The 19,778-nt window shown below is 71.8% G+C and carries 14 protein-coding genes; 5 read left to right on the top strand and 9 right to left on the bottom strand.

What is annotated here, in order from left to right:
- Nucleotides 1–42: 42 nt before the first annotated feature.
- The 6 genes from ACK1X7_RS28740 to ACK1X7_RS28715 form a co-directional block, all read right to left on the bottom strand.
- Nucleotides 43–1,626, bottom strand: a complete 1,584-nt coding sequence (locus tag ACK1X7_RS28740; protein WP_385148438.1) for a 4-coumarate--CoA ligase family protein — start codon at nucleotides 1,624–1,626, stop codon at nucleotides 43–45.
- 242 nt (nucleotides 1,627–1,868) lie between these two features.
- On the bottom strand, nucleotides 1,869–3,029 hold the full coding sequence (locus tag ACK1X7_RS28735; protein WP_385148442.1) for an acyl-CoA dehydrogenase family protein: 1,161 nt from the start codon (nucleotides 3,027–3,029) through the stop codon (nucleotides 1,869–1,871).
- A 106-nt stretch (nucleotides 3,030–3,135) separates the two neighbouring features.
- Nucleotides 3,136–5,070, bottom strand: coding sequence for an acetyl/propionyl/methylcrotonyl-CoA carboxylase subunit alpha (locus ACK1X7_RS28730; protein WP_413115813.1), 1,935 nt, complete (start codon nucleotides 5,068–5,070; stop codon nucleotides 3,136–3,138).
- A 105-nt stretch (nucleotides 5,071–5,175) separates the two neighbouring features.
- Entirely contained in the window at nucleotides 5,176–6,774 is a 1,599-nt protein-coding gene (locus ACK1X7_RS28725; RefSeq protein ID WP_398159454.1) for an acyl-CoA carboxylase subunit beta, read from the bottom strand.
- On the bottom strand, nucleotides 6,771–8,480 hold the full coding sequence (locus tag ACK1X7_RS28720) for an acyclic terpene utilization AtuA family protein (RefSeq protein WP_385148450.1): 1,710 nt from the start codon (nucleotides 8,478–8,480) through the stop codon (nucleotides 6,771–6,773). The genes ACK1X7_RS28725 and ACK1X7_RS28720 overlap by 4 nt, the downstream gene beginning before the upstream one ends.
- Entirely contained in the window at nucleotides 8,477–9,322 is an 846-nt protein-coding gene (locus tag ACK1X7_RS28715) for a TIGR03084 family metal-binding protein (protein WP_385148453.1), read from the bottom strand. Before ACK1X7_RS28715 ends, ACK1X7_RS28720 begins: the two co-directional genes overlap by 4 nt.
- 239 nt (nucleotides 9,323–9,561) lie before the next feature.
- Between ACK1X7_RS28715 and ACK1X7_RS28710 the strand changes: the two genes are divergently transcribed.
- Both ACK1X7_RS28710 and ACK1X7_RS28705 read left to right on the top strand, forming a co-directional pair.
- On the top strand, nucleotides 9,562–10,752 hold the full coding sequence (locus tag ACK1X7_RS28710) for a helix-turn-helix domain-containing protein (protein ID WP_413115812.1): 1,191 nt from the start codon (nucleotides 9,562–9,564) through the stop codon (nucleotides 10,750–10,752).
- A gap of 108 nt (nucleotides 10,753–10,860) precedes the next feature.
- Nucleotides 10,861–11,217, top strand: coding sequence for a hypothetical protein (locus ACK1X7_RS28705; RefSeq protein WP_385148458.1), 357 nt, complete (start codon nucleotides 10,861–10,863; stop codon nucleotides 11,215–11,217).
- Between the two features lie 201 nt (nucleotides 11,218–11,418).
- Here ACK1X7_RS28705 and ACK1X7_RS28700 read toward each other — a convergent pair whose 3' ends face one another.
- The gene (locus ACK1X7_RS28700; RefSeq protein ID WP_413115811.1) at nucleotides 11,419–12,075 is read right to left on the bottom strand and encodes a DUF433 domain-containing protein; all 657 of its coding nucleotides are present in this window, start codon (nucleotides 12,073–12,075) and stop codon (nucleotides 11,419–11,421) included.
- Between the two features lie 203 nt (nucleotides 12,076–12,278).
- Nucleotides 12,279–15,101: an FAD-binding and (Fe-S)-binding domain-containing protein gene (locus ACK1X7_RS28695; protein WP_385148461.1), complete on the bottom strand. Its 2,823-nt coding sequence runs from the start codon at nucleotides 15,099–15,101 to the stop codon at nucleotides 12,279–12,281.
- Between the two features lie 178 nt (nucleotides 15,102–15,279).
- On the opposite strand from ACK1X7_RS28695, the gene serC reads away from it, so the two are divergent.
- Nucleotides 15,280–16,398, top strand: a complete 1,119-nt coding sequence (serC, locus tag ACK1X7_RS28690; protein WP_361513177.1) for a phosphoserine transaminase — start codon at nucleotides 15,280–15,282, stop codon at nucleotides 16,396–16,398.
- 94 nt (nucleotides 16,399–16,492) lie between these two features.
- Here the strand turns inward: serC and ACK1X7_RS28685 are convergent, their stop codons facing one another.
- Entirely contained in the window at nucleotides 16,493–17,503 is a 1,011-nt protein-coding gene (locus ACK1X7_RS28685; RefSeq protein WP_390793099.1) for a hypothetical protein, read from the bottom strand.
- Between the two features lie 271 nt (nucleotides 17,504–17,774).
- Between ACK1X7_RS28685 and ACK1X7_RS28680 the strand changes: the two genes are divergently transcribed.
- Together ACK1X7_RS28680 and ACK1X7_RS28675 are read left to right on the top strand one after the other, a co-directional pair.
- Complete coding sequence (locus ACK1X7_RS28680) at nucleotides 17,775–18,344, top strand: hypothetical protein (RefSeq protein WP_385148467.1); 570 nt, start codon at nucleotides 17,775–17,777, stop codon at nucleotides 18,342–18,344.
- A gap of 177 nt (nucleotides 18,345–18,521) precedes the next feature.
- Entirely contained in the window at nucleotides 18,522–19,517 is a 996-nt protein-coding gene (locus ACK1X7_RS28675) for an aldo/keto reductase (RefSeq protein ID WP_361512353.1), read from the top strand.
- The last annotated feature ends 261 nt before the right edge of the window (nucleotides 19,518–19,778 follow it).

Here is a 19,778-nt window from a genome sequence, read left to right as displayed (position 1 = left end):
TGGGGCCGTCGGTCAGCGGGCGATCGGTCGTGGGGCCGTCGGTCATGGGGTGGTCGAGCTCCTTTCCCTGGCGCGCAGTTCACGCCTCAGGATCTTGCCGGTGGCCGAGCGCGGCACGGTGTCCGTGAACTCCACGCGGCGCACCTTCTTGTACGGGGCCACCTGTCCGGCAACGTACGCCAGCAGGTCGTCCTCCGAGATCCGGGTCCCGGGCCGGCGCACCACATACGCCTTGGGGATCTCGTTGCCCGCCCCGTCCAGCACCCCGATCACGGCGGCGTCGGCGACGGCCTCATGGGCGAGCAGCACGGCCTCCAGGTCGGCCGGGGCGACCTGATAGCCCTTGTACTTGATCAACTCCTTCACCCGGTCCACCACATACAGCCAGCCGTCCGCGTCCACATGCCCGACGTCGCCGGTGTGCAGCCAGCCCTCGGCGTCGATCATCGCGTCGGTGTCCTCGGGGCGGCCCAGATAGCCCTTCATCACCTGCGGTCCGCGGATGACGATCTCGCCGTCCTCGCCCACGGCCAGGTCCTCGCCGGTGTCCGGGGCCACGACGCGCATCTCGGTGCTCGGGAGCAGCTTTCCGACGGTCCCCGGCGGTGCGTTCTTGGCGTCACGCGGCACCAGGTGGCAGCCCGGCGACAGCTCCGTCATCCCGAACGCCTGGAGCAGCGGCGGTACGCCGAGCCGCCGGGCGCACGCCTCCGCGAGCCGGGCGTCCAGCGGGGCCGCCGCGCTCAGCACGTACCGCACCGACGACAGGTCGTGGCCGTCCACCGCCGGATGCTTGGCGAGCGCGAGCACGATCGGCGGGGCCACATAGAGCGCCTGGGCCCGGTGCTTCTCGATGGCGGCGAGGAAGGTGTCGAGTTCGAAGCGGGGCAGCACGATCACCGTGCCGCCGTTGCGGAGCGGCGCGTTCATGAGCGCCGTAAGGCCGTAACTGTGGAAGAACGGCAGGACGGCCAGCACCCGCTCCCCCGGCTGGTTGGGGACCAGCGTCTCCACCTGCGCCAGGTTGGTGGAGACATTGCGGTGGGTGAGCATCACGCCCTTGGGGGTGCCGGTGGTGCCCGAGGAGTACGGCAGCACCGCGATGTCCTCGGCCGGGTCGATCTCCACCACCGGTTCGGGCGCGGTGCTCCTCATCATGGAGCGCAGCGAACGATGGCCGCTCGCCTCGTCGCAGACGAAGATCTCCCGCACCCCGCCCGCCCGTTCGGCGGCCTGCCGGGCCACACCGAGCAGCGCCGAGACGGTGATGACCCAGGACGCGGCCGCGTCCCGGAGCTGTTTGGCGAACTCCTCCGGCGTCGCCAGCGGATGCACCGTGGTGACCGCTGCCCCGGTGCGGGTCGCGCCGTAGAAGGCCGGTGGGTACATGATCGAGTTGGGGCTGTGCAGGGCCAGCACATCGCCCTTGCGCACCCCCGCCTCGGCCAGCGCGGCCCCGATCCGGCGGGAGGCGCGATCCAGGGCGGCATAGCTCAGGGCCGCCCCGGTCACGCCGTCCACCAGCGCGGTCAGGTCGCCGAACTCCTCGGCCGCGCGGGCCAGTACGGCGTCGTGGATGGGCAGATCGACGGGCGGGACATCGGGATACTCGCTGCGCAGCGCCATGGCCGTTCCCCTCAGCTCTGATCTCTGATGGACCTACCTGTCCGTTCTGCCCAACTCGTGAGACCGGTACGGCGCCGTCCGGTACGGCGCCCGTAAGGCCGGTACGGCACCCGTAAGGCCGGTACGGCGCCCGTAAGGCCGGTACGGCACCCGTAAGGCCGGTACGGCGCCCGTAAGGCCGGTACGGCACCCGTAAGGCCGGTACGGCGCCTCCGCCCGGCTCTGGCGGCGGAAGGAAACGGTCAGTACGACTTCGGCAGGCCCAGGGTCTGGTGGGAGACGTAGTTGAGGATCATCTCCCGGCTGACGGGGGCGATCCGGGCCACCCGTGCCGCCGTGATCAGCCGGGCCAGCCCGTACTCGACGGTCAGGCCGTTGCCGCCGAGGGTGTGCACGGCCTGGTCCACCGCCTTCACCGTGGCCTCCCCGGCCGCGTACTTGGCCATGTTGGCGGCCTCGCCCGCGCCCGCGTCATCGCCCGCGTCGTAGAGGTACGCGGCCTTCGCCATCATCAGCCGGGCCAGCTCCAGCTCGATATGGGCCTGGGCGAGGGGGTGGGCGATGGCCTGGTGGGCGCCGATGGGCTCCTTCCACACCTGGCGGGTGCGGGCGTAGTCGACGGCCCTGTCGAGCGCGTAGCGGCCCATCCCCAGCCCGAACGCGGCCGTCATGATGCGCTCCGGGTTGAGCCCGGCGAACAACTGGAGCAGCCCGGCGTCCTCGTCGCCCACCAGCGCGTCGGCGGGCAGCCGTACGTCGTCCAGCACCACCTCGAACTGCTTCTCCGCGGCGGCCAGTTCCATGGGGATGTGATGGTGGGTGAAGCCGTGCGCCTCACGCGGGACGATGAACAGACAGGGCTTGAGCTTCCCGGTCCTGGCGTCCTCGGTACGGCCGACGATCAGGGTCGCGTCGGCGATGTCCACGCCCGAGATGAAGACCTTACGGCCGTTGAGTATCCAGCCGCCGTCCTTCTCGCGGCGGGCGGTGGTGGTGATCCGGTGCGAGTTGGATCCGGCGTCGGGCTCGGTGATGCCGAAGGCCATGGTGAGGCTGCCGTCGGCCAGACCGGGCAGCCAGCGCTCCTTCTGCTCGGCGGTGCCGAACCGGGCGATGACGGTGCCGCAGATGGCGGGCGAGACGACCAGCATGAGCAGCGGGCAGCCCGCGGCGCCCAGCTCCTCCAGGACGATGGACAGCTCGGTGATGCCACCGCCCCCGCCGCCGTACTCCTCGGGGAGGTTGACACCGAGATAGCCGAGCTTGCCTGCCTCGGCCCACAGTTGGCGCACACTGTCGCTCTCCTGGGGGCCGCCCGGGGCGTGTCCCTTGGCGAACGACGACACCGCCGCGCGGAGCGCCACGCGCTCCGGGGTGTCCACGGGCGTATGCGGGCTGGTCATGGACGGCTCCTCCCACTTGCGATGCGTTGTGCGGGCCGTGTGCTGTCCCGCACGGCCCGGACGGGCTGTCCGGGCCCGGACGTACTGAGTGGTGCGCGGGGGTTCGTCACTCCCCCGCCGCCACGACGGCGAGCAGGGCTCCGACCTCGACCTGGCGGCCGGTGGTGACGTGCAGGGCGGTGAGCACCCCGGCGGCGGGCGCCGTGACGCGGTGCTCCATCTTCATGGCCTCCAGCCACAGCAGGGGCGCTCCGGCCTCGACCCGGTCCCCGACCGCCACCTCGGCGAGCCGGACCACCGTGCCCGGCATGGGCGCCAGCAGCGAGCCCGGTTCGGTACGGGCGGTGGGGTCGGGGAAGCGGGGCAGCGCGGTGAACACGAAGCCGCCCCGGGGAGTGTCGACGTAGCGGCGGTCCCCATGGGCCGTCACCTCGAACGTCCGCCGGACCCCGGCCACATCGAGAACGACCGACTCCACCCCCGCGCCCAGCACCCGGACGTCGGGGAAGTCCTCCGCGTGCAGCCCGTCGCGGGTGCGGCGGTAGCGCACCTCGTGCTCGGTGCCGCCCGGGTCGGCGCGGTAGCTCCGCGACTGCGGCTGGGAGGGGACGTTCCGCCAGCCGCCCAGCCGCCCGGCCACGGTCGCGTTGGCGGTCCCCGGCCGCCGCGCCGCGTCGGCCAGGGCCGCGGCGAGGGCGGCGAGCGAGGCCGCCGCGTCGTCATCGGGGGCGGCGCCGGTCAGCTCGGCCAGATGGCGTTCGAGGAAGCCGGTGTCCATCCGGGCCGCCGCGAACTCCGGATGCCGCAGCGCCCGTACGAGCAGCTCCCGGTTGGTCACCGGGCCGTGGATCCGGGCCCGCTCCAGCCCGTGGGCCAGCCGCCGCACGGCCTCCGCCCGGGTGGGGGCGACGGCGATGACCTTGGCCAGCATCGGGTCGTAGTGGACGCCGATCGCGTCCCCGTCGGCCGGTCCGGAGTCGACCCGCAGCCCCGGGATCTCCAGCCGGTGCAGGATCCCCGTCTGCGGCCGCCAGTCGCGCGCCGGGTCCTCGGCGTACAGCCGCGCCTCGACGGCGTGTCCCCGGGGCGCCGGCGGCTCGGCGTCGAGCGGCTCCCCCTCCGCGATCCGCAGTTGCAGCGCCACCAGGTCGAGGCCGTAGATCTCCTCGGTGACCGGGTGCTCGACCTGGAGCCGGGTGTTCATCTCCAGGAAGTACGCCCGCCCCGCGGGCGAGACCAGGAACTCCACCGTGCCCGCGCCCTCGTAGCCGATGGCGCGCGCCGCGTCCGCCGCCGACTCGGCCAGGGTGCGCCGCAGTTCCTCGTCCAGACCGGGGGCCGGGGCCTCCTCGATGACCTTCTGGTGACGGCGCTGGAGGGAGCAGTCGCGGGTGCCGAGGGTCCAGACGGTGCCGTGGGCATCGGCGAACACCTGGACCTCGACATGGCGGGCGCCCTCCATATAGGGCTCCACGAAGATCTCACCGTCGCCGAAGGCGGAGGCCGCCTCGGCGCGGGCGGAGTCGAGTTCGGCGGGGAGCGCGGCCAGCTCGCGGACCACCCGCATGCCACGGCCGCCGCCGCCCGCCGCCGCCTTGACCAGCAGGGGCAGATCGTCGGCGGTGGCCTCGGCCGGGTCGATCGCGTCGAGCAGCGGTACGCCCGCCTTGCGCATGATCTCCTTGGCGCGGGTCTTGGAGGCCATGGCCTCCATCGCCTCGGGCGGCGGCCCCACCCACACCAGCCCCGCGTCCCTTACGGCGCGCGCGAAGTCGGCGTGCTCGGAGAGGAAGCCGTAGCCGGGGTGGACGGCGTCGGCCCCGGCGGCCAGGGCCGCCCGCACGAGGAGATCGCCGCGCAGATACGTGTCGGCCGGGGCGTCGCCCGGCAGCCGTACGGCGGTGTCGGCCTCGTATGCGTGGGGCGCGCCGGCGTCCGCGTCGGAGTGGACCGCGACGGTGGCGATGCCGAGGTCACGGCAGGTGCGGAGAATACGCCGCGCTATCTCGGCGCGGTTGGCGACCAGGAGGGAACGAATCACGGGTTCCTCACTCACATCCGGAAGACGCCGAAGCGGAACCGCCGCGCACGGCGGACGAGGCGAGCGAACAGGCGGACAAACGGGCACGGATCACGGGTTCCCCACTCACATCCGGAAGACGCCGAAGCCACCGCGCGCGCCCTCGACCGGCGCGGTGTGCAGGGCGGACAGACACAGGCCGAGCACGGTGCGGGTGTCGCGCGGGTCGATGACGCCGTCGTCGTAGAGCCGCCCGGAGAGGAAGAGCGGCAGCGACTCGGACTCGATCTGCCGCTCCACCATGGCGCGCAGCGCGGCGTCGGCCTCCTCGTCGTACGGCTGCCCCTTGGCGGCGGCGGACTGCCGGGCGACGATCGACATCACCCCGGCGAGCTGCTGCGGGCCCATCACGGCGGACTTGGCGCTGGGCCAGGCGAAGAGGAAGCGGGGGTCGTACGCCCGGCCGCACATCCCGTAGTGACCGGCGCCGTACGAGGCGCCGATGAGCACCGACAGATGCGGGACCCGGGAGTTGGAGACGGCGTTGATCATCATGGCGCCGTGTTTGATGATCCCGCCCTGCTCGTAGTCGCGGCCGACCATATAGCCGGTGGTGTTGTGCAGGAAGAGCAGCGGGATGTCGCGCTGGTTGGCGAGCTGGATGAACTGCGCGGCCTTCTGCGACTCCTCACTGAACAGCACCCCCTGCGCGTTGGCCAGGATGCCGACCGGGTAGCCGTGCAGCGCGGCCCAGCCGGTGGCCAGGCTGCGCCCGTACAGCGGCTTGAACTCATCGAAGTCCGAGCCGTCCACGATCCGGGCGATCACCTCGCGCGGATCGAAGGGGATCTTGAGATCGCCGGGGACGATGCCGAGCAGCTCCTCGGCGTCGTACTTCGGCGGTTCGGCGGGCCCCGGATCGGCGTGTGCCTTGCGCCAGTTGAGGCGGGCGACGACCCGGCGGGCCTGGCGCAGCGCGTCCGGCTCGTCGGCGGCGAAGTAGTCGGCGAGGCCGGAGGTGCGGGCGTGCATCTCGGCGCCGCCCAGCGATTCGTCGTCGCTCTCCTCCCCGGTGGCCATCTTCACCAGCGGCGGACCGCCCAGGAAGACCTTGGAGCGCTCCTTGACCATGATCACGTGGTCGGACATCCCGGGGATGTACGCGCCTCCGGCGGTGGAGTTGCCGAAGACCACGGCGATCGTGGGGATTCCGGCGGCGGACAGCCGGGTGAGATCGCGGAACATCGCCCCGCCCGGGATGAAGATCTCCTTCTGGGACGGGAGATCGGCGCCGCCGGACTCGACGAGGCTGATGAGCGGGAGCCGGTTGGCGCGGGCGATCTCATGGGCGCGCAGCGACTTCTTGAGCGTCCAGGGGTTGCTGGCCCCGCCGCGTACGGTCGGGTCGTTGGCGCTGATCAGGCACTCCACACCGGAGATCACCCCGATGCCGGTGACGAGCGAGGCCCCCACCGGATACTCGCTGCCCCAGCCGGCCAGCGGCGACAGCTCCAGGAAGGGGGTGTCGGGGTCCAGCAGCAGCTCGATCCGCTCGCGGACCAGCAGCTTGCCGCGCTTGCGATGGCGCTGGAGGTATTTCTCACCGCCCCCGGCGAGCGCCTTGGCGTGCTCACCCTCCAACTCGGCGAGCTTGGCGAGCATCGCCTCCCGATGGGCCGTGTGATCGGCGCCTGCGGGGTCGAGCGCGGACGCGAGCGCGGTCAAAGCAGTACCTCCGGTATGTCCAGATGGCGTGAGCGCAGCCATTCGCCGACGGCCTTGGCCTGCGGGTCGAAGCGGGCCTGCGCGGCGACGCCCTCGCCGAGCAGCCCCTCCACGACGAAGTTCAGGGCCCGCAGCCGGGGCAGCGGATGGCGGGTGATCTTCAACGGGGCCGTCTCCGGGAGCAGTTCGCGCAGCCGGTCGACGGTGAGGGTGTGGGCCAGCCAGCGCCAGGCGTCCTCGCTTCGCGCCCAGACGCCGATGTTGGCGCTGCCGCCCTTGTCGCCGCTGCGGGCCCCGGCGACCGCGCCCAGCGGGGCGCGGCGGGTCGCCCCGGGCGGCAGCGGCGGCGGAAGGCACGGCGTCGGGGACGTCTCATCCGCCGGGGTTCCGGCGGCGGGCGTGGCGGGGGCCGGGGGGATGGTCAGCCGGGAACCGTCCGGCAGTACGGCGGTGTGCGGCACGGTGTCGGCCGGGGTGTCCGCGGCCTCGAAGACGCCGTAAGGGGAGCCCTTTCCGGGCGGGGCGGTCACATGGAAGCCGGGGAAGCTGGCGAGGGCCAGTTCGACGGCCGCGCCGCTGATCGCCCTGCCCACCGCTGCCGCGTCCCGGTCGCGGACCACCAGCCGCAGCAGCGCGCTCGCCTCCTCCTGCACGGCCGCGTCGGCGTGGTCGGTACGGGAGAGGGTCCAACGGACCTCGGCGGGGCGGTGCTTGCTCATCGCCCCCTCCATCTGGTCCCGTACGAGCGCCGCCTTGGCCTCGATGTCCAGGCCGGTGAGCACGAACACCACCTCGTTGCGGTGGCCGCCGAGCCGGGTCAGCCCCGTCTTGAGGGTGCGCGGCGGCGCCTCGCCCCGTACGCCGTGGACGCGCACCCGGTCCGGGCCGTCCGGGGCGAGCCGCACCGAGTCCAGCCGGGCGGTGACATCCGGGCCCGGGTAATGGGCGCCCGCCGTCTCGTAGAGAAGCTGGGCGGTGACGGTCCCGACCGTGACGGCGCCGCCGGTGTGCGGATGCTTGGTGATCACGCTGGAGCCGTCGGGGTGGATCTCGGCGAGGGGGAAACCGGGGCGGCGGAGGTCGTGCTCGGTGAAGAACGAGTAGTTGCCGCCGGTCGCCTGCGTACCGCACTCCAGGATGTGCCCGGCGACCACGGCTCCCGCGAGCGCGTCCCAGTCGTCGGCGGCCCATCCGAAGTGCGCCGCCGCCGGGCCCGTCACCAGCGCGGCGTCCGTCACCCGCCCGGTGACCACCACATCCGCGCCCCCGCGCAGACAGGCCGTGATACCGGCGCCACCGAGATAGGCGTTGGCGGTGACCACTCCCGGCCCCCAGTCGCGGGCGCCGAGGAGGTCGTCGCCCTCGACATGGGCGACCCGGCAGTCGATGCCGAGCCGCTCGGCGAGCGCGCGGATCGCGTCGGCCAGCCCGGCCGGGTTGAGCCCGCCCGCGTTGGTGACCAGCCGTACCCCGCGCTCCATGGCGAGCCCCAGGGTGTCCTCGAGCTGGCGCAGAAAGGTGGTGGCATAACCCCGCGCCGGATCCTTGGCGCGGTCCCGGCCCAGGATGAGCATGGTCAACTCGGCGAGATAGTCCCCGGTCAGCACGTCCAGGGGGCCACCGGTGAGCATCTCGCGCACCGCGTCGAAGCGGTCGCCGTAGAAGCCGGAGGCGTTGCCTATACGGAGGGGCGGGGGCGGCGTCATGGGGCGCCTCCGGCGGGGTCGCCGCTCGCGCCGCCGTCACCCGCCGGGTCACCCGGTCTCTGCCCCGGGGCGCGGCCCTTGCCGGGCGGGCCCGCGAACGCCTGCGCGATGTCCAGCCAGCGGTCCGCGTCCGCCCCTTCGGCCCGTACGGCCAGATCGTCGCGGTGCGCCCGCTGGGTCACCAGCAGACAGAAGTCCAGCGCGGGCCCGGTCACCCGCTGGGCCGCGTCCTGGGGCCCGTACGTCCACAACTCACCGTCCGGGCCGGCCAACTCGACCCGGAACTCCTCGGCCGGCGGCTCCAGCCCCCGCGCCGTGTACGCGTAACCCCGCGCCCGGACCCCGATCCGGGCCACATGGCGCAGCCGGGCGGTGGGGGCCCGGCGCACCCCCAGCGCGTCGGCGACGTCCTGGCCGTGCGCCCAGGTCTCCATCAGCCGGGCGGTCGCCATCGACATCACGCTCATCGGCGGCCCGTACCACGGCAGCCGGGCGCGCGGCGGCTGCGCGGCCAGCGTCCGGAGCAACCGCTCCCGCCCCGCGCGCCAGAGCCCCAGCAGCACCTCGGGCGGCTCCGCCGCCCCACGCTCCGCGCCCTCGTCCACGAACGCCTCCGGCACGGTCCACGCCCGGCGCACCTCGTCGGCGAACCCCTGCGGGTCCTCGACGGCTTGTACGGCCCGCTCGTCGGTCCACGCGAGATGGGCGATCTGGTGCGCGATGCTCCACCCGGCCGCGGGCGTCGCCGTACGCCACGCCCCGGCGGGCAGCCCGGCCACCAGACCGTCCAACTCCTCGCCCTCGGCGCGCAGATCGCCGAGCAGAGCTTCCGTATCGGACACGCGGGACTCCCGGTCATGGGGCGGCGGCGGTGCGGAGTGTCGGGAGTGAGCGTGGCAGCGCCGAAGAAAACAATCAAGCGCGCTTGCATGGTTTTTGACACCCCGGCCCCGTCCCGACGGTCGTAACGAGCCGCCCCGCCCCGGCGGCCCCTCTCCGGCAGCGATCGTGACCGGTCGATACTTCGCCGCGTTTGACCAGGGGTACGTGTCACCTTGCCGAGCTTTAAAGGGAGTTGAGCATGCCCGACGACGGTCAGGATCACATCGGCGCACGGTTGCGCGACATCCGGAAGCGTCGAGGGCTGACGCAGCGCGGCTTGTCGGACGCATCAGGCATCTCCATCTCCTGGATCAGGAAGCTGGAGCAGGGCGAGCAGCAGGACACGCGCCTGGAAACAGCCCGGAAGCTCGCCACAGCGCTGGGCGTGTCCACGACGCGGCTCATCGCCGGACACCGCGAGGACGACGCCGACGAAGCCACAAGGGAACGCTGGGAGCCGGTACGCCACGCCCTGACCTCTGCGGCATCCGATCGCCGTACCGACGAGGCGCCCACCGTGGACGGGGTCAGGGCGGCGCTCAGGGCCGCACTACCCCTCTTCTCCGGCGACCGGTTCGCCGAGCTGCTACCCGTCCTTCCCCCGCTCCTGCGGGACGCCCATGCGCTTGCTGGTCTCGACCCACGCGGTCGGCACCTACAGGGACGGTTATTGCAGCTCACCGGGTGGCTCATGGTGCAGACGCGTCAGTTCGATACCGCCGAAACAGCCCTGGCCCGAGCCATGGACGACGCCGCGGACCGGCTCGACGGCGCCGCCATCGCGAGCACACGCTGCTGGCTGCTGCTGCGACGGGGCCGACTCGCCGAGGCCCGCGCGCTGTCCGTGCGATGGTCGGACGACACGGAGCCCCGCCTGTCTCGTGCCACCCCCGCCGAACTGAGCGCATGGGGTTGGCTGCTCCTGCGCGCGTCGGCCGCCGCGGTGCGAGACAACGAATCCGACGTCGCCAGGGACACTCTGCGGCTCGCCCACGCGGCAGCCGTCGCCATGGGCCGCGAGTTCCCCCCCGACGGCGACTTCCTCCGCGCCTTCGGACCCACGACGGTCATCTTCAAGCGCGCGGAAAACGCGATGGTCGAAGAGGAACCGGACCGCGTCCTCAGCCTGTCGACGCACATCCCCACCAGCGGCCACCGGCCGACATCGAACAATCGAAACCGTCACCTTCTGGACGTGGCCAGAGCCCATCTGATGAAGCGTCGGCCCGCAGATGCTTTTGCAGTCCTGCGGGGCGTCTGGTCCGATGCTCCGGAGTGGCTGCCCAACCAGCGCTACGCGCGGGACATCCTGAGCGACATCATCGCCAGGCGGCGGACGATGACGCCGGAGATGCGGGCCATGGCCGACGTGCTCCGCGTGCCGATGTGACGCCGGATGGCAGTTCCATCCGTCGCCGGACGAAAGTGCCATTGATCAACTACCCAGCGCGACCCTAACGTCACCACACGGAAATATCGCCACCGAAGGAGCCGTACCGTGCCCGCCACACCACCAGGAAGCCCGAGCAGGGCTGCCTTACGCCTGCTGCCGTGGTCCAGCCCGGACGGCAAGCCCTGCTATCTGGCGCCGGGCGATGGTTACAGCCCTCTGAGCCGGCGAGCGGACGAGCTCGAGGCCCTACATCTGACCATGGGCGCACAACTCCTTGCACATGCCCATGCCTTCCTCGACGGCCGAAAGGTGAGTGCCGAGGAAATCCGCTACCTGGCCAACCGGCTCACCGAGGCGCTGCGCGATGCGCTGCGGGTAGCTGAGAGCCGGGGCGGGCGGCTACGCGTGTACGAGGAAGACGGTTGCGCTGAGCAAGACGACGGCTCGACGCACACGACGTGACATCGGCACCGGGTACGGCGCCTCCGCCGCCATCCGACAGGCCACGAAAGCAGATTCCAACATCGACTTCTACGGCCACTTCTTCTCGATACGGTCCTCGTAGACGGCGTAGATCGCGGACTCGCCAGGTGGCGGACCAGCCACCCCGCTTCCCGTAACAGAGCCACCGTGCGGCGCCCCAGGGAGCGGTCGGCGAGGAACTCAGGCGGCGCGTCGGCGGGCGATCCGGCAGATCGCTTCGACCTGGTCACGCGTCAGCCCGTACTCGTCCGCGACCGCTTCCAACGACTCTCCGGCCTCCCACAGGGAGACAATCGCGTCCACCTGGACCCTGTTCTCCGCGACGACCGGCGCGCCCCAGCCGAAGCGGGGATCGATGATCACAGGGGCGACGTCCGGGTACCGGCGCAGGCGGAGCTGGTAGGGATATTGATCGCCGCTCTCCCAGGCGATGTAGCGCAAGTAGCCGGTGATGACTTCCCTGATGGGGCGCTGACCGTCCCGGGCGCGCGCCAGGTCGCCGTCCGCGTACTCGACGAAGATGTCCACCCCGTCGGTGGCGATCCGCCGGGTGGCCAGCCCGTACTCGTCTCCGAACGCCAGGCGCACCGCTTCGGCCGCCTCCCGGATCTTGGGCATGCTGAGGTAACCGCGCAGCGACCGCAGCACATACGCCTCGACGATCGCTACGAACGGGATCGAAGGCCAGCCGCGCTTCACCGGCTGAACACCGTGCACGAGCGGGGATCCGGCGGCGCTCTCGTGATGCAGCCAGCGCTGAAGCGTACGGTCGGGAATGTCCAGGTGCCGGGCGGTTTCCTGGACGCTCAGAAGCGCGTCGCTGAAGCGATCCACCATCGCCGGTACCCTCCCGTTGCTGACCGAATCCGAACACAGCGGCTGTTCACCCCCACGGTAGGCCGAGCCTCGGACCCTAGCGAGGGCGAACTCCTGTGGTCCGTACAGTCAGCTCACGGTTCACTCGAACGAGCGTCGGACCTTCCGCGACGGCGCCCCGCCCGGATCGCAGCGGAGAGCCGTCGCGGCGCGCGGTTCACGGGTCAGGGCAGCCGGTCCGCCAGGACCTCCGCCAGGTGGCGGCTCTTGCGGCCCGCCAGTTGGGTCAGTTGGGTGCGGCAGGAGTAGCCGTCCGCCAGGATCTCCGTGCCGGGGTCCGCGGCGCGGACCGATGGCAGCAGTTGTTCCTCGGCGCAGGCCACCGAGACGTCGTAGTGGCCGTCCTCGAAGCCGAAGTTGCCCGCCAGACCGCAGCAGCCGCCGCTCAAGGCGCCCGTGAGGCCCGCGCGTTCACGTAGGCGGCGCTCGGCGGCGTCGCCGAGGACGGCGTGTTGGTGGCAGTGGGTCTGGCCGACGACGGGGCGGTCGACCTTGGGGGGCTGCCAGTCGGGGGCGTACTCCTCCAGGGCCTGGGCGAACGTCGAGACGGACTCGGCCAGGCGCGCGGCGCGGGGGTCGGCGCCGAGGAGTTCGGGGAGGTCGGTGCGGAGGGCGGCGGTGCAACTGGGTTCGAGGCCGACCACCGGGAGCCCGGCATCCAGGGCCGGGGCCATGACGTCCAGGGTGCGCCGCATGACCGCGCGGGCGCGGTCGAGCTGGCCGGTGGAGACCCAGGTCAGGCCGCAGCACACGGACCCCGGCGGGACGACCACCCGCAGCCCGGCCGCCTCCAGTACGGCGACCGCCGAGCGGCCGACGGACGGGGAGAGGTGGTTGGTGAAGGTGTCGGGCCACAGCACGACGGTGCGGGCGCCGTTCCCGGCGCGAGGCACCGTACGGGCATGCTCCCGCCACCACCGCGTGAACGGCTCCCGGGCCAGCTCCGGGATGTCGCGCTGGGGCGCGATCCCGCCCATGCGCTTGGCCAGGGCCGCCAGCGGGGGCAGGCCCGCCAGGGCGTTGGCGGCGGGCGCGGCCCTCAGGTGGGAGGCGGCCCGGAGCCATACGGGCAGCCAGCCCATCGAGTAGTGCGCGGCGGGCCGCACCCGTCCCTCGTAGTGGTGGTGCAGGAACTCCGCCTTGTACGTGGCCATGTCGACCTCGACCGGGCAGTCACTGCGGCAGCCCTTGCAGGACAGGCACAGGTCGAGCGCGTCCCGTACCTCCTCCGAGCGCCAGCCGTCCTGGACGACCTCGCCCGCGAGCATCTCGTGCAGCAGCCGGGCGCGGCCGCGGGTGGAGTGCTTCTCCTCGCCGGTCACGCGGTACGACGGGCACATCACCCCGGAGCCGGACACCGACTCGTTGCGGCACTTGGCGACGCCCACACAGCGCCGGACGGCCGCCGAGAAGTCCCCCTTGTCGTGCGGATAGCCGAACTCGACGTCCACCGGGCGCCTCGGCAGGGGGTCGAAGCGCAGGTTCTGGTCCAGGCGCTGCGGGCGGGCCAGGACGCCGGGGTTGAGGCCGCCTTCCGGGTCCCACAGGTCCTTGAAGCGGGAGAAGAGGCCGACCATCTCGTCCCCGTACACGCGCGGCAGCAGCTCGGCGCGGGCCAGCCCGTCGCCGTGCTCACCGGAGAGCGAGCCGCCGTGGGTGACGACGAGATCGGCGAGGTCGGAGGAGAAGGCGCGGAAGATCCGGATCCCGGGCTCGGTCAGCAGGTCGAAGTCGATGCGGACGTGGATGCAGCCGTCCCCGAAGTGCCCGTACGGCGTGCCGCGCAGCCCGTGCTGGGCCATCAGGGCGCGGAAGTCCCGCAGATAGGCGCCGAGCCGGGGCGGCGGCACCGCGCAGTCCTCCCAGCCGGGCCATGCCTCGCTGCCGTCCGGCATGCGGGTGGCGGTCCCGGAGGCGTCCTCGCGCACCCGCCACAGGGCGCGCTGCCCGGCCGGGTCGGCGACGACGGTGTGGCCGGTGGTGGCCTCGGCGGCGGCGCGGGCCACCTCCTGGGCTCGGGAGAGCGCCTCCTCGCGGGTGGCGCCGCCGACCTCCACGAACAGCCAGGCGCCGCCCTCGGGCAGCCCGGACGCCCCGGCGACCAGATCGGCGGCCATGCCCTCGACGGTCAGCGGACCGTACGGCAGCAGGGTGTGCGCGGCCTCGGCCGCCGCGCTCTCGTCGGGGTAGCCGAGCACGGCCAGGGCGCGGGCGGCGGGCGCCTCCACCAGCCTTACGGTCGCTTCGGTGACCACCCCGAGGGTGCCCTCGCTGCCGGTGAGGGCGCGGGCGAGGTCGGCGTTCTTCTCGGGCAGCAGCTCGTCCAGGGCGTAGCCGGAGATCCGGCGGGGCAGCTCGGGGAAGCCGGTGCGCAGCAGGGCCAGGTGGTGACCGGCCAGGGACCGTATGCCGTCGCGGAGCCGGGCGGGCAGGTCGTGGAGGCCCTGGGCGGCGCGCACCCGCTCCCCGCCGTAGGTGAGCACGTCCAGCCCGTGGACGTTGTCGGCGGTGGTGCCCCAGGCCACCGAGTGGGAGCCGCAGGAGTTGTTGCCGATCATGCCGCCGAGGGTGCAGCGGCTGTGGGTGGACGGGTCGGGGCCGAAGGTCAGCCCATGGGCGCCGGCCGCCGTACGGAGGTCGTCGAGGATCACGCCGGGCTGGACGACGGCGGTCCGCCGCTCGGGGTCGAGCGAGACGATGCCGCGCATATGGCGGGTGAAGTCGAGGACGACACCGAGCCCGGTGGCCTGTCCGGCGATCGAGGTCCCGGCGCCGCGGGCGACCACCGGCACCCCGCGCTCCCGGCAGACGGCCAGCGCCGCCGCCACATCGTCCGCGTCCCGGGGCGCGACCACACCGTCCGGCACCCGTCGGTAGTTCGACGCGTCCATGGTCATCAGGGCCCGGCTCGCCGTATCGAAGGAGACGTCCCCGCGGACGGCCCGTCGCAGCGCCTGCTCCAGCTCGTCTGCCTGGTGATCAGCCATGCCTCCATGGTCCACGCCGGGAGGGCCATTGAGAATGTCCAATTCCGATTCATGGCCGCCGCGTTCCCCGATCGGCCCTACACCGCCCTCACCTCCCGCGTCAACAGGATGTGGACGTACCGTCTCAGCGGCTGGACGCACAGTCGGACCGCGGGGGCCGACGGATTAGGCTTCGGTCGTGGCTGAGATCCGGATTCCCGATGACATCAAGCCCGCCGATGGACGTTTCGGCTCGGGCCCGTCCAAGGTGCGCACCGAGGCGCTGAGCGCCCTGGCCGCCACCGGAAGCTCCCTGCTCGGCACCTCCCACCGCCAGGCCCCGGTCAAGAACCTGGTCGGCGCGGTGCGCGAAGGGGTGCGTGAGCTCTTCCAACTCCCGGAGGGGTACGAGGTCATCCTGGGCAACGGCGGTTCCACCGCCTTCTGGGACATCGCGACCCACGGGCTGATCGACTCCAAGTCCCAGCATCTGTCGTTCGGCGAGTTCTCCTCGAAGTTCGCCAAGGCGGCGAAGCTGGCGCCGTGGCTTGCGGAGCCCACGGTGATCTCCTCCGACCCGGGCACCCACCCGGAGCCGCGCGCCGAGAGCGGCACGGACGTCTACGCCTTCACCCACAACGAGACCTCCACCGGTGTCGCCATGCCCATCCAGCGGGTGGCCGGTGCCGACGAGGGCGCGCTGGTGCTGGTGGACGCGACCTCCGGGGCGGGCGGTCTGCCGGTCGACATCGCCGAGACGGACGTCTACTACTTCGCACCGCAGAAGTCCTTCGCGGCCGACGGCGGTCTGTGGATCGGCGTGTTCTCGCCCGCCGCGCTGGAGCGCGCCGCCCGGATCCACGCCTCGGGCCGGCACGTCCCGGAGTTCTTCTCGCTGCCGACCGCGATCGACAACTCGCTGAAGAACCAGACGTACAACACCCCGGCGCTGGCGACGCTCTTCCTGCTCGACGACCAGCTCAAGTGGATCAACGGACAGGGCGGTCTGGACTGGGCGGTACGGCGCACCGCGACCTCGTCGCGCACGCTGTACGGCTGGGCCGAGGAGTCCAAGTTCGCCACCCCGTTCGTGGCCGACCCGGCCAAGCGGTCGCAGGTCGTCGGCACGATCGACTTCACCGAGGAGATCGACGCCGCCGCGGTCGCCAAGGCGCTGCGGGCCAACGGCGTCGTGGACACCGAGCCGTACCGCAAGCTGGGCCGCAACCAGCTTCGGGTGGCGATGTTCCCGGCCGTCGACCCGGCGGACGTCCAGGCGCTGACGGCGTGCGTGGACTACGTCATCGAGCACCTCTGACGAGCGCTCTCAACGCCCGTACGCAAGGGGCCCGCGGCCGAGCACCGGCCGCGGGCCCCTTCGTATGCGCTGACGGTCTCGCCTGCGCCGGCGATCAGGCTCGGTTCCGGCGGAAGAGCCTGCGCAGGCCGAGGAAGACGACCAGCGCACCGGCGAAGGTGACCCCGGCCTTGACCAGGTTGCCGTTCTTGTCGTCCTCGGTGAGCTTGCCGTCGACGCGGTCGGAGTACTCCCCGTTCTTCTTCTGCTCCTTCGCGGTGGCGTCCGGCAGCAGCTCCCCGCCGAGGTCCACCGGGGTCACCTTGGAGCCCGCGCCCTCGGTGCCGTACATGAGCGTGCCGCCGTCCGGGGTGAAGGTGACCGACTCGCCCTGCCGTTGCAGCGGCAGCCCCGGCTCCTCCTCGAGCCGCGTCGGCTTTCCGTCCCGCCAGCGGTATTCGGCGGCCGAGAAGTAGCCGCGGAGCACCAGCCGGGTGCCGTCCGGGGCGAACGCCCCGTCCGTGACCTCCATGTCGAGGTCGGAGACCCGCCGGAAGACATTCACCCCCGAGGGGCTCAGCGTGGCCGGTCCGGCGTACAGCCCGGCGTCCTCGTCGCTCTTGCTGGCGATATAGACGCGGCCCGTCTTGGGATGGACCATCAGCGCCTCGGCGTTGCGCGGCCCGCCCTGGTATTTGACGGTGAACTGGGTCGCGGTGACGGTGGTGTCCTTGAGCTGCTTGGGCTCGGGGAAGCGGTAGATCCACACATGGGACCACGTACCGCCCAGGTTGTCGCCGATGTCGCCGACGTAGAGATTGCCGTCCGGCCCTATCGAGATCGCTTCCACATCGCGGGGATCCCCTATGCCGCGGAGGGTGACCCGGGCGACCGTCTTGCCGGTCCTGCCGTCGACGGCGTAGACGTACGGCCCGTCCGAGCTGTCGTTGTGCGTCCAGTAGACGCCGGGGTGGAGGCGGCTCGCGGCCAGGCCGCTGGACTCGGTGATCCGTGGATCCTCGATCGTGAAGGGGGACGGCGACGACGAGTCGTCGGCGAAGGCCGGGGCGGCTGCGGACACGGTCAGCAGCGCGGCGGCACCGAGTACGAACGGAAGCGGACGCATGGGGCCAAGCCTGCCATCCCGCCGGGGGCGTCCGGCGCCGGAACCACGCCGAGGGACTCCGTCCGGTCACCGAGGACTCCCCCGTGCATGACTTCGGCGATCACGGGCAGATAACGTCTGTCAATTATTTGTGCGGGCGATCAGCCCGAAATAACCCGCAGATTATTTGACCTCATCCGGGGATTATTTCGGCGAGAAATTTATCGGTCATTGACGGCATAGCGGGCGGCGGCATTGCAATGCAGAAAGGCCCCGCTTACGGTCTGGGCTCATGAGCGAATACAGCCAGTCCTCCTATGCGCAAAGCGCGCCTCCCCTGCATTCCGCGGGGACTCCGGGCGGCGGTGCCGCACACGCGTCACCGGCCGCGCCGGCCGCGCCGCCCAAGAAGATCGCGATCTTCGCGATCGTCGGCTCGGTCATCGCGCTGGTCGGCTCCATGGTGAACTGGGTGGTCTCCGACGCCGAGGGCGCCACCGGGGGCATCAAGGGCATCGACGGCGACGGCATCATCACGCTGATCATCGCCCTGGTCGCGGGGGTCCTGTTCATCGCCGCCATGGCCACCAAGAAGGCGGCGCTCTACCTGGTCGGCGGGGTTCTGGGGCTGGCCATGGCGATCGTAGCGGCCATCAACATGGCGGACCCCGAGCGGCTGGTCACCCAGAAGCTGAAGGACGACGAGGGGGTGTCGCAGAAGGTCGCGGAAAAGGCGGCGGAGCAGGCCGCGAAGCTGTACGAAATGACCGCGGGACCGGGGCTCTACATGGTTCTGATCGGCGCACTGATGGCCCTGGCGCTCGGCGCTCTCGGCTTTATGAAAGCCCGCGCCGCCCGCTAATCGGGATAGGTCGGCCTCGAGAAATCCCAGGACGCCCGCTTTTTGACCGCACGGGGGGCCAAAAAGCGGGCCTTCGGGTTTTCCACGGGAATTCACGGCCGACGGAAGGCATCGGGACACCAATGCCCCGGCCTGCCCCCCTTGATTAGAGCGCACTCCAACGGCTTGGCTGATCCCATGGAGTACACGCAGCTCGGACGCACAGGTCTCAAGGTCAGCCGGATCGTTCTGGGCACCATGAACTTCGGTCCGCAGACCGAGGAGGCCGACAGCCACTCGATCATGGATGCCGCGCTCGACGCGGGCATCAACTTCTTCGACACCGCCAATGTCTACGGCTGGGGCGAGAACAAGGGCCGCACCGAGGAAATCATCGGGAGCTGGTTCGCCAAGGGCGGCGGGCGGCGCGAGAAGACCGTCCTCGCGACCAAGGTGTACGGAAACATGGCCGCCGAGGGTGAGCCCTGGCCCAATACCGACAAGCTCTCGGCCGTCAACATCCGCCGGGCCGTGGACGCCAGCCTCAAGCGGCTCGGCACGGACCACATCGACCTCTACCAGTTCCACCACGTGGACCGCTCCACCCCGTGGGACGAGATCTGGCAGGCGATCGACGTCCTCGTCCAGCAGGGCAAGATCATCTACGCGGGCTCCTCCAACCACGCGGGCTGGCATATCGCCCAGGCCAATGAGACCGCGGCCCGCCGTGGCTCGTACGGGCTGGTCAGCGAGCAGTGCCTGTACAACCTGGCCGAGCGCCGCGCCGAGATGGAGGTCATCCCGGCCGCGCAGGGCTACGGCGCGGGCATCATCCCCTGGTCGCCGCTGCACGGCGGACTGCTCGGCGGCGCGCTCCGCAAGGAACGCGAGGGCGGCGGTTCGCGCAGCACCTCCGGGCGCAGCGCCGACGCGCTGAAGAACCCGGCGGTGCGCGATCAGATCCAGCGGTACGAGGACCTGCTGGCCAAGCACGGCATCGAGCCCGGCGAGGCGGCCCTGGCGTGGCTGCTCACCCGGCCCGGGGTGACCGGCCCGATCGTGGGCCCGCGCACGGCCGAGCAGCTCGCGTCGGCGGTGCGCGCCGCGGAGCTGAAGCTGAGCGAGGAAGTGCTGACGGAGCTGGACGAGATCTTCCCGGGTCCTGGCCCGTCGCCGGAGGCGTTCGCCTGGTGACCGAGCCGCCTCCGGGGCGATAGGCGAAGCTGCCGAGGGGCGTGGGCCGCGCGCGGCCCACGCCCCCTGCCTTGTACTCGTCCTATGGCGGCGCTAAGCAGGTCAGAGGAAGTCCGCTACGGTTCGGGCGGCGCCCCGAAGGGGCGCGGGGCTGTGCCGATGCGCGGCTCCGCCGCGGCTGTGTCGATGTGCGGCTCCGCCGCGTGGGACCAGCCACGACGGCGCGCAGTCGGCCGACGACGCATCGCGACACTTCCAGCG

The organism is Streptomyces sp. CY-1, assembly GCF_047218265.1.
In the GTDB taxonomy this organism is placed as follows: domain Bacteria; phylum Actinomycetota; class Actinomycetes; order Streptomycetales; family Streptomycetaceae; genus Streptomyces; species Streptomyces niphimycinicus.
The sequence above is the reverse complement of the archived record's forward strand: the minus strand, read 5'-3'. Positions and strand labels throughout refer to the sequence as shown.